General features: G+C 58.5%; 6 protein-coding genes and 1 pseudogene. 1 reads left to right on the top strand and 6 read right to left on the bottom strand.

The window, feature by feature from the left end:
* Positions 1-53: 53 nt before the first annotated feature.
* Both BM235_RS07680 and BM235_RS07675 read right to left on the bottom strand, forming a co-directional pair.
* Complete coding sequence (locus BM235_RS07680; protein WP_255374182.1) at positions 54-1436, bottom strand: copper amine oxidase N-terminal domain-containing protein; 1383 nt, start codon at positions 1434-1436, stop codon at positions 54-56.
* A 150-nt stretch (positions 1437-1586) separates the two neighbouring features.
* A complete protein-coding gene (locus BM235_RS07675; RefSeq protein ID WP_090111292.1) occupies positions 1587-1913 on the bottom strand; it encodes a LysR family transcriptional regulator in 327 nt (108 codons plus the stop codon).
* Positions 1914-1982: 69 nt separating this feature from the next.
* Between BM235_RS07675 and BM235_RS07670 the strand changes: the two are divergent.
* Positions 1983-2234 (top strand): annotated as a pseudogene (locus BM235_RS07670) (GNAT family N-acetyltransferase); the annotation flags it as partial.
* An 89-nt stretch (positions 2235-2323) separates the two neighbouring features.
* On the opposite strand, the gene BM235_RS07665 reads toward BM235_RS07670, so the two are convergent.
* The 4 genes from BM235_RS07665 to BM235_RS07655 form a co-directional block, all read right to left on the bottom strand.
* Positions 2324-3427 (bottom strand): cytochrome P450, encoded by a 1104-nt coding sequence (locus BM235_RS07665; protein WP_255374279.1) that lies wholly within the window; start codon positions 3425-3427, stop codon positions 2324-2326.
* 20 nt (positions 3428-3447) lie between these two features.
* Entirely contained in the window at positions 3448-3675 is a 228-nt protein-coding gene (locus BM235_RS31615; RefSeq protein WP_110468840.1) for a cytochrome P450, read from the bottom strand.
* 42 nt (positions 3676-3717) lie between these two features.
* A complete protein-coding gene (locus tag BM235_RS07660) occupies positions 3718-4389 on the bottom strand; it encodes a helix-turn-helix domain-containing protein (RefSeq protein WP_090111285.1) in 672 nt (223 codons plus the stop codon).
* Between the two features lie 172 nt (positions 4390-4561).
* Positions 4562-10471, bottom strand: coding sequence for an InlB B-repeat-containing protein (locus tag BM235_RS07655; RefSeq protein ID WP_090111283.1), 5910 nt, complete (start codon positions 10469-10471; stop codon positions 4562-4564).
* Between the last annotated feature and the right edge of the window lie 54 nt (positions 10472-10525).

The raw sequence follows: 10525 nt of genomic DNA, 5'->3' as shown, positions 1-10525 counted from the left end.
AGGCCACCCGAATCGGATGGCCTTCGCGAACCGTCGCTTAAGTTGTTTTTCGCTTATTGCTCGATCGCGTCGGTCACGAACAGCTCGCCTTCTTCGAAGAACACCTTCATCTTCAGCGACTCGCTGACGAAGCGAACCGGCACCAGCGTCACGTTGTTTTTGACGATCGCGGGCGAGTCGAGCAGGACGGTCTCGCCGTTCGCTACCGCTTCCTTTTTATCGATCACGAGCTCGATTTTGTTCGCGCCCTTCTCGATCGTGACCTTGCGCGCCTTCTGATTCCAGCCGACCTTCGCGCCGAACGCTTCGCTGATGAAGCGGAGCGGCACCATCGTGCGTCCGTTCAGCGTGAACGGCGCGACTTCGAGCTTGAAGCTCTTGTCGTCCACGAACGCGTCCTTGGCGTTCAGCTTGAACGAGATCGTCTTGAACGGGAACACCGTGTTGTCCGTGAAGACGGAGTTTTTGTTGCCGAACTCGATCGGATCGGACATCACCGTGCCGAACTGCGTCTCGACCTCGATGACGTAATGCTGGCCGTTCTTGATCGACCCGTTGTTCGTCGCGTACAGGTCGAAGGAGATGCTGCCGCGGAACGAGCCGACCGGCGCCGTCACGTCCTTGTTGAACTCAGGATTGACGGCTTTGCCGTTCTGCACGATGCCCAGCAGCCAGCCGACGCCAGCCCGGTTCGTACGCCAGATCCCGGCCGATACCGGCTTGCCCTCCTCGTCGGTCGGACGAAGAATGACGGAGAGCAGCTTCGTCTTCTGCGCGAACGCCAGGTTAAGCTTGAAGTGCCCGTCCATGCTGCCGTCCTCGCCGACCGCGGCGCTGCCGAACTTGTCCTGGGTCAGATCGACGGAGGCGAACTGGCGAATGACGACGGGCGCATACGACGTATCGGCGTCCGCGAAGGGCGTTACGTCGGATTTGACGACGCCGGTGCCCGTCGTAATTTCAAGATAGTAGTACTCGCCTTCCTTCATGCTGTTGTTGTCGGAGGCGTACAGCTCGAACTGGTTGACGCCCTTGAACTGGCCGAGCGTATCCTTGAACGTATTGTTCAGCGTCTTCCCGTCCTGCTCGACGGCGAGCAGGTATTTGCCGACGTCGCCCGGCTCCTTCCAGGTCGCCCAGATGCCGTGCCCCGTGTCGGCGCCCTTGCCGTCCGCCGTCTTCATCACGATCGATTTGATCTCCGTTCCTTCGCCCGCGTCGATGAGCAGGCTGAGGTGTCCGTCCCGCGTGCCGTCCGGGGCGCCGGTCTTCTCCAGCGAGATGCGGTCCAATTCCTTGTCCAGAAAGCGGAACTGCTTGACCAGCTCGGTCGTCGGCGCTACGTCCGCGCCGAAGGCGGCCCCCCCTACGAACAAGCTTTGAAAGGCCAATGTCCCGATGGCTGCGGTCTGCAGCGTTTTGCGCAAAGCTTTCATTTTAAAAATACGCTCCCTTATCCCATAGATTAGGCTTAAACGAAGTCACCGATAGACTCATAATCGATATTCTCTCATGCGTGCATTCCTAAGCCGCCTTTCCATTTAATCGCAGATATTGGGAGGAGTCGACGGACTATGAGTATCATTTTAATAGATAGCGTTTCCTTTCCAAGCCACGACCGCGATCGCCATCTCGTGGCCTTGTATCGTTTTTGAGAGCTCCGATAGGGTATGATCCTTTAACTGGGTAAATTGCTCTAGCAAATGCCTTTCGTTTTCCCAGAAAACTTGCCCCTCCGTCGTCAGCGCCATGCTGCGGCCCCGTTTTTCGAACAAACGGATGCCAAGGTACGCTTCCAGCTGCTGAATATGCAAGGATATCGTAGATGGCGCGTACCCGAGCGATTCGGCCGCCTTTAAAAAACTTCCCTTATTCAGTATCATTTGGATGGTCGTCAATTGTTTGATCTCCAAGGCTGCATCCTCCCGCTCAAGCGAAGATATCGAATAACGGTCTTTGAGCCGACCCTAAAGGAGCATCGCGTGAACATCAGAAAATTAGATCAAGGCGAAGCGTGTCCCATGGACCTCTTGCTGCTGGCAGACCCCTCCCCAAGCATCGTCATGGCATACGTAAAGCGAGGAGATTGCTTCGTTGCCGAAAGGGAAGGTCAAATGATCGGAACCTACGTCCTTCTTCCTACGAGGCCGGAGACGGTTGAGTTAGTGAACGTTGCCGTTGCGGAAAAATGGCAGGGAAAAGGGATCGGGAAGCAAATGGTCTTGCACGCCCTTCGCTAACCGAACGCAAGGCCGAAATACGTTAAAGAGGCCATCCGACGCCGGATGGCCGCGCTCTATCCTTATTGGCGGTTACTTATTGGTTATTTACGGCTTCCTACCAGCACTTCGATGCCGTCTTTGGGACGCAGCGTCATGAGCGGCTCCATCTCGATGGGCGGATGCCCCGCTTTTAACTGCAGCCGGTAGCGTTGGCCGATCATGCACAAGGCGATGACCATTTCCAGCATGGCGAAGTGGTTGCCGATGCATCCTCTCGGTCCGCCGCCGAACGGGATATAGGAAAACTGCGGGATTCGCTTGACGAAGTCGTTTTCGAACCGCTCCGGGATAAAAGACTCGGGATTCGGAAAATAGGCCGGATTGTGGTGGATCGCATAAGGGCTGAACAGGACGGATTGTCCCTTTTTAATCTTGATCGGACCAAGCTCTACGTCGCTGATCGCGGAACGTCCGGTGAAGAAGCTGGGGGAGCGAAGCCGCATGGCTTCCCATAATACGTTTTGCGTGTAGGTGAGCTTCATATAATCGGCATCCGTAGGCGCCTCGCCTTGCAGGACCCGATCCCACTCTTCGTATAGCTTCCGCTCGACCTCCGGCTGCTTCAAAATGTACGAGAATGCCCAGGACAGCGCATTGGCGGACGTCTCGTGCCCGGCGATGAACATGATCATCAGCTCGTCGCGGAGTTCCTGGTCGGTCATGCCGTTCCCTTGATCATCCTTGGACGAGAGCAGCACGGAGAGCAGATCGCCTTCGCCGATCGCGGGGTTCGCTCTACGCTGCTTGATGATCTCGTAGACGGCGCGATCCAGCGCTTCGAGCGCGGACTTGTAAGCTTTATTTTTAGCGGTCCCGACGAAGAGCGGCACCGAGACGAGCGAGCGCATCCGCTCGGCGCACATCCGGTTGATGAGCTCGTACGGCTCTCGTATCGACCGCGAATGTTCATGGCCGTCCAAGCTGAAAAGCGTCTTGGCGATAATCGCGAAGGTAATATTCGAGATGTCGTCGGTGAGCAGGCGGTGTTCTCCCGGTTTCCACGTACGCAGCTCCCTGTCCACGATGTCCGCCATTTGCTCGGCGTAGAGATGCACATGCGCCCGGGTGAAGTGCGGCTGGATCAACTTCCTGACCCGTTTATGCTTTTCGCCCGTGCTGGTCGCCACGCCGTCCCCGACGAACAGCCTCGCTTCTTGAAAGGCCTTTACTTGATAAATTGATCTTGTTTGGTAATCAACAGTTCCCTCAGCAGCATCGGGTCGTAAATGACGTACATTTTTTGCGGACCGAACCTGATTTTGACGACGCCTCCGTATTTCGTTTGCAGCTCCGTCAAAAATCCGAGCGGATCTTTCCGGTATTCCATCAGATTGCCGGCAATCCAGGAACCTTTCGGTCCTTTAGGTTCGATTAAAGCTTGTGAAGCGCTCATAATTACTCTCCTTTTTCAATCGTACAGCGTGAATGTTCGGGCTTAACGCGCCTCGAATAGCGCGCAGGGGTCGACGTCTTCGTTCAGCCAGTCTTCGCCCTCGGCGAACAGGCTCTTCTGTACGGCGATGATTCCGCTACGTTTGGCCAGCCGGTTCATTTGGTTTTGCATCAGCTTGGAGTTGCACAGGACGATGACTTGCTCGCAATGGGGCAGAAACCATCGCTGCAGCTCCTCCCACTTCTCCTTGACTTCATGCTGGAACACGATCGGTTGTCCGTGAATCATCATTTTCCGGTTATCGATCAGCAGTTTGACTTTGCCGGAGACGAGCCGCAGGCAGGCGCTTTTGAGATCGGCGACGATTTGCTTGATCTCGTCCTGGCTGATCCCGCCGGTGACTTGCCAAGCGATGACATTGTGCGCGGGGTCGACGCGATAGTTGAAGCGATCCCGGAGCGGCCGCTCCAGCTCCTTTTTCAAAGACGCCGAATGCAGGGAAAAGCGCTCGTGAAGGAAAAAATAGCTAATGTCGACGTCCAGCGTATTGCACAGCAGCTCGATGTTTTTGAGCGAAATATTGCGAACGCCGCGCTCGACGCCGCCGATATAGGTGCGATCGAGTCCCGAGCGGGCGGCGAGCATGTCCTGCGACATGTTCGACCGAAGCCGCAGCTCCTTCAGGCGCAAACCGAAATCTTCTAATACACTCATTGGACAACTTCCTTCGGTACAAATTCCCATGCACTACCTCCATGTTAATCCGTTTCTCGCCGCGGAGTCGACGGACTATAAGTCTCATTCTTTTATATACTTGCAAATGAAGGAACAAGCCGACCCCGGCACGGGGCCGGAGCCAGCTTGTCGGAACGGTTTTGCTTAACGCTTACGGCCAAATGACCGTGTCGAAGGCGACTTCCGCCAGCTTGCCTTCCGTGCCCGAGGACACGGCCAAACCAGCCGTAAAGGCCCCCGTGAAGTTGATCGTTCGCGTGCTTCTTACGGTCCAGGCTTCGCCGTCGACCGAAGTGTACGTCTTCACGACGTTGCCGATCTTTTCGACTTTGAGCCAGATCGGCCACGTGTTTGTCGTCGTACTGTCCGTATTTTTGGATGCCCAATTATTCGTCTGGTCGCGATAGATGCTGCTGACCTCGGTTCCGCCGACGGTGAAAATGCCTTGGAAGGCGCTATTGGCTGCCGTACTCTGGCGAATCATCACACCGACTTTGGTGTCCGAGTTGACTCTCCCGCCGGGTACGCTCACGCTTGCGACCTTGGCGACGATCGTAGCGTCGCCTTGCAGACCGCCGAGGTACGCGTAGCGGAACTTGTCGGTCTGCCCCCAAATGCTGGTGCCGGCCGCCGTCATCGTCACGGACGCGCCGGACTGCGAAGTCGAACCGGCGATCGCCGTATCGATTTCCGCTTCGACAGGCGTTTTGATCTCGACGAACCTAGCGGTGACGGTCTTGTTTCCATCCATGATCACGGTGACCGGATTCGCGCTGCCGCTCAGGCCGCCGCCGCTCCAACCGATGAACGCATAACCCTGGGCAGGTACCGCGGTCAACGCAACCGAGGCGCCGGCCGCATAGCCGGCCTGGTCCGGTCCTCGCTGGATCGTGCCGTTTACCGCGTCGGTCGTAAGCGTGTAGACGTCGGAGGCGTTTCTAAAGTTGGCCGTGATGTTCTTGTTCCCGGTCATCGTCACGGTCGCCGGGTTGGCATTGCCGCTCAGGTCGCCGCTCCAGCCGGTGAAGACATAGCCTTCGGCGGGAGTTGCCTGCAAAGTCAGGGCATAGCCTGCCGGATAGGCGGGAACCGAAGGCGACGCGGATACGGTCCCGTTAACGGCTTCGGTATGCAGCGTATACGAAGGTATCGCAGGCCAGTCGACTTGCCCGAATCGCGCGGTGACGAATTTGCCGTCCTGGCCGGCCGTTACGGCCAGCCCGGCCGTGTACGCCCCGTTGAAGGAAGCGATCGTCCGCGAGCCGCGCTGCGTCCAGTTCGTGCCGTCGTTCGAGCTGTAGGTCTTCAAGCTCGTCCCCGTCTTTTCAACCTTCAGCCATACGGGGCCGGTAACGGGTTCGTCCGAGAGATATTCACGGATGACGTACGACCCGTCCCGGTACTGGCTGTACACTTTGCGATCCTTGGATATGAAAATGCCTTGGTAGTTACTGTTCGCGGCCGTGCTCTGCCGCATCATGACGCCCGCCCGGGCATCGCCTGCCGTCGCCGCGAACTCGTTCACCTTGGCCACGATCGCGCCGTCTCCGCTCAGGTTGTCCTCGTAGGTGTACCTGAAGCTATCGCTGCTTCCCCAGACGGTCGAGCCGGATGCCTTGATCGTGACGCCGTCCGTATCGTCCGTCGTGGCGCCCGCGTACGTCGTACCGATATCCGCGTCCTTGTATGCCGCGAACTTGGCCGATATCGTTTTGTGGCCGTCCATGATCAAATTGACGGTATCCGACGTCGTCCCGATCAGGTCTCCTTCCCAGTGCACGAAGCGGTATCCGAGAGCCGGCTTTGCTTGAATCTTGACCACGGTGTAAGGCGCATAACCGCCGTCGGCCGAGGGATCCTCGATCTCGATCGTACCGCCCGTCGTCTGCTGCACGGTCAACTTGCACACCTCCGGCATGACATCGAAGGTAGCCGTGACCGTTTTGTCGCCGTCCATCTTCAAGTAGGCGGGGTTCACTCTGCCCTCCAGCGCGCCCGACCATCCCGTGAACGTGTAATTCAGTTCCGGCAGCGCGGTTAACTTCACCTTGGAGTCGGCCACGTATAGGCCGGACGCCGCCGATACCGCGCCGTGTCCGTTCGCGTTCACGGCCAGCGTGCGCATATCCGGCCAGCTGACGTGGCTGAACTGCGCGGTTGCCGTGCCGCCTGCCGGACCCGCGGATGCGAACAAGCCGATCGTGAGCTCCAGGTTGGCATTGTCCCAATCCCAGATCGTGACCTTGATAGGGTCCTTCCACGTGACGCCGTCCGTCGACCAGGACATCGTGAGGTCGCGGTTAATGGTCCGCTCGATCCGCAGCCAGACCGGCGTCGATACTGCTTCGATCGTCTTGTCCGTGCTGTACCAGTCGCCGCCTTTTCTGGACTGCACGATCACCTTGCCGTCCTTCACCAGGATGGCGGCGTATTGGGCGCCGCTCGCGAGAGAAGAGCGAATCTGAATGCCGGCTACGGCATCGGCGGCTTTGCCGCTCGCAGTCAGCGAATCGAGCTTCGCGGTAAATACGGCGTTGCCCTTGAGTCCCGGCCGCAGCATATACCGGAAGCTGTCGGGCGCTTGCGCGAATTGGTTGCCGGTCGTCGTCAGCGTATAAACGCCGCCGCTGACCGAAGTGGCGCCAGGCGTTCCCGGCGGCGAGATATCCACGCTCATCAAGGCGTTGGCCGGCTTGAAGTTCGCCGTGACCGCCTTGTTGCCGTCCATCGTCACCTCGAGCGGATTGGCGCTGCTCGTGATGTCGCCGGTCCAGCCCGTGAACAGATAGCCGGGCTCGGCTACGGCGGTCAACGTCGCTTTGGTGCCTGCTTCGTAGAGCTTGCCGGATACGTTCGCCGGGCGGTCGGCGGTTGCCTTGAACGTGCCGCCTTCCTGCGTCTCGACGTCGAGCGCGTATTCCGGCACTTTGATGAAGTTGGCCGTTACCAGCTTCGGCGCGTCGACGACCACGGTCGCAGGGTTATCCGGATACGTCTTTTCCGCTTCGGTTTCGTTGTTCACTTCGGTCCAGTTGTCGAAGCGGTAACCGAATTTGTCGACGGCCGTCAGGATGACCTCGTCGCCATGGACATAGTTCGGCTTGGAGGGATTAACCTTCACCGAACCTTGAACCGGGTCCGCCGCGGTCGTCAGCGCGTGGCGCGGCAGCTCCGCGAACACGGCGTGGACGCTGCTATCGCTCGTCATCGTCACCTGCCCGGTCGGATCGTCGCTCGTCAACGCGCCTTCCCAATGGACGAACTTGTAGCCGTACGCCGGCACGGCGGTCAGGTTGGCGACGTCGCCGTCGCTGTATTTGCCGTCCGCATGGTCCAGCTTCACCGTGCCGCCTTCCGTGGCAGTGGCCGCGAGCGTGCGCACCTCTACCTCTTCATAATTCGCCACGATCTCGCGATTGGTGTCCATCGTGACCTGGATCGAGCTGGCGGTGCTGTCGGCGCTGCCGATATCGCCGCTCCAATGCGTGAACTTGTAGCCGACGTGTCCTTTGGCCGTCAGGTTCAGCTGCATGCCCTTCGTGTACGTTCCGCCTGCGGGCAGGACGTCTCCGTAGACCGATTCGACGCTAAGCGTGCGCGTCTCCACCGGAATGAGCGGCAGCATGCTCGCGGCGTTGGCCGACAGGATGTTGACCGAGAATTCGTTTTGCGTGTTCCAGGAATCCGTATAGCGATACATGACCGCGTGGTCTTCGTATCTCGGAAATGCTTTCGTTTTCGCGTCCGTATTCCACGTATCGCTGAACCAGGACGGATACTTGGCGCTCTGAATGTCCGAGTTCGGCAGTCCCGGCGGCGGCTCGATCCAGCCGTTGCCCTGCTGCTTCTGCTCCTGGACCCACTGATACTGGTTAATCTCGTGCACGAACCACCGCGGCTCGCGCTGCGGATCGCCCAGTCCCGTGATGAACGAGCGGCTGACGGCATTGCTGCCCAGCGTGTAGTCCCAGGTCTGTTGAATGCGATCCAGGTATTTCTGGTCGCCGGTGAGGCCGTAGCCGACGATGATCGGCATCAGCGTCGAGCTCGTGAACCGCCAGCCGATCTTGTCCGGGAAACCTTCATCCTGCGTCGACGCGCCGAACGGGGTTTCGTGCTTCATCTCCCTGTCGACGAAGTCGATGATGCAGTTATAAGCCCACTGTCTTTGTTCCGCCGTTACGCGCGGGTTTTCGTACATGGAGACGAATACGCCCAGCCAAGCGCGGTCGAGTACCCAGGTGTAGCGCTTGAACGTGTCGTACTGGGTCGGCCTTTTGGGCATATCCTCCTGGATCTGGTGCAGCAGCTCCTCCGCGGTGATCCGGCTGCCGGGAACGCTCGGATCCTCCACGTAATCGTTGTCCCCCATGGCAACGAGCAGCGCGCTGGCCGCCAGCAGCATCTCGTTGGACCACGGATGAGGGATCCCTTCCTGGCTGACATCGTAATAGGTATTCGTTGTGAGCGCGTCGAGATCCGTTTTATGTCTCGGATCCTCCTGGTTATCGTAGTAATGCTTTTTGAAGCCGTTGTACGCCCGAATCGCCGCCTTTAGATAGCCGTTTGATTTGCCTGCGAGGTACTCCTGCATCAACGGCGTATTGTAGGCCTGGGCCAGCACGCCCGCGGCGAACAGCGTCTCCGCGACGTTCGGACCCTGCGTCCGGTTGTAGAAGAACCGGTTCGTGGCGCCCGTGAGCGGCGATCCGGTTTCATACGTCCCTTCGTCGGGCTTGCCGGGCGTCTGCGGCCGCAGGTAGTTCGCCAGGGTCCCGTCGGTGGTCGTATTATTGATCGCTTTGGTCAACCAGTCGAGCTCGTACGCCAGTTCGTCCAGATAGTCGGGCACGCCGTTGCCCGATTCCGGGATCTGCAGCGATTCTCCCAGCGCCTTGATCTGTTCGGGGAAATACTTGGCGCCGAGCAGCATGTCGATGCCGACATAGGCGGAGTTGTACGGATATTTCCCCCGGTCGCCGGCATCCATGTGACCGCCGGTAAGGTCGACCCGCGCTTTTTCCAGGTCTCCGCCGTTGTCGATGAATTCGGCCTGGTCGATCGCGTCGTCCATGTGCGAAGGCGGCCGATCCCAATGCGTATACTCCGAGGCCGTGTGATTGTCATAGTCGATTCCGTAGTCCCCGTCGCGCTGCAAATACAAGGCGCGGGTGATCGTATACGCGATCTCGTCCTTGTAGATCAGGCTGTCGATCTTGAACGGATAGGACACGCCGATGCCCGGGATGTAGAGACGGTAGGTTCCTTCGGCCTTCAACGTGCTGAAGTCCATCTCGTAGATCACGCTTTTCGTCCACCTGTCCGTGACGATTTGGCCGGTTTTCTCGTCCCGCTGCGGGAGGATGTCGCCGCTGTAGACGCTTTTGCCGACGCTGGTCGTATCGCTCCCCGCCACGATATAAAACTTCGGGTAGCCGCTGAAGTCGAGGCTTCCCTGCCCGGTCCATTGGTTCAGGTAAGCGACCTTTTTCCCTTCCGCCGGGTAGCCGACCTGGTTCGTATGAATCATCAGGTTCGGCTCGCTCAGGCTGAACGTAAAATTCAGCGCGCCGACGTTCGCGACCGCGGGATCGATCGTCAGCGTATAGGTTTTGCCTTCCTGGAACTTAACGGACGAAGGCAGCTTGAGGTACGCACGATAGAAGACCTGGATCTTCCCGATGTTCCCCGACATGGTCGGGTTGTAAGGCGCCTGCTCGGGAAAATACCGGTAATTCACCAGCACCGGTTTGACGCCGTTGCCGGAAAAATTCGGGTCGTTCGAGCTGGTGATCGTGTAGTAGTCCGTGTTGGTTACGTTGGCGTCGACGTAGGGATTGTCGATCAGCACATATTCCATCCACTGCGAATTCAGCACGTTCGCATGGGAGACTTGGGGAATGTACGCGACGGGCGCGCGCTCTTTGAGCGCATTCGCTTGAGCGCTTGAAGCGGATGATACCGGGGCGCCGAATGCGGATGAAAAAGGAATTAGCATGGATAATGCCGTTAACCAGACGATCATGGCGCGGCGTGCGCGGCGAAGCCTATTCTTTACCATCACTTGAGTGCCTCCTCATTAATGGTTCGTGACTGTTCCCTGACGACGAATAGG

Source organism: Cohnella sp. OV330 (assembly GCF_900112065.1).
Lineage (GTDB): Bacteria > Bacillota > Bacilli > Paenibacillales > Paenibacillaceae > Cohnella.
The sequence above is the reverse complement of the archived record's forward strand: the minus strand, read 5'-3'. Positions and strand labels throughout refer to the sequence as shown.